Annotated in this window: 1 protein-coding gene; it reads right to left on the bottom strand. The window is 67.1% G+C overall.

All coding sequences use genetic code 11. The annotated features are described in order from the left end of the window. Window positions 1–343, bottom strand: a 343-nt coding sequence (locus F1735_RS34465; protein ID WP_267876726.1) for a contractile injection system protein, VgrG/Pvc8 family, incomplete at both ends; no start/stop codon positions are given.

The following is a 343-nucleotide window of genomic DNA, read 5'->3' as shown; positions in this document are numbered from 1 at the left end:
GGCTGGGTGGAGGCGGCCGCGCGCGCCCGCACCAGCAGGCTGCCGCTGGCGCTGGCGGCGGCCTTTTCGAAGTCGTAGTCGTTGAGCACATAGGCGCCGGAAGCGATTTCGCCCGCCGCCGACCAGGTCTGCACGCTTTCGCGGTCGGCGGCGTTGGCGCCGCTCTCGCCGCAAAAGGCCAGCGCGCCATAGCCGGCGATGGTGCTATGCGCGGCATAGGAGTCGGCCAGTACCATCGTGTGATGGCCGCTAGCGTGGGTGAAGTAGAAGTAGATGCCGGCGTGTTCGAGCAGGCGGCAGACGAAATCGAAGTCGGTTTCGCGGTATTGCACGCAGAACGGCA

It is taken from the genome of Massilia genomosp. 1 (genome assembly GCF_011682185.1).
In the GTDB taxonomy this organism is placed as follows: Bacteria; Pseudomonadota; Gammaproteobacteria; order Burkholderiales; family Burkholderiaceae_D; genus Telluria_A; species Telluria_A rubra.
Note: the sequence above shows the minus strand (reverse complement) of the source record. Positions and strands in the feature narration are given on the sequence as shown.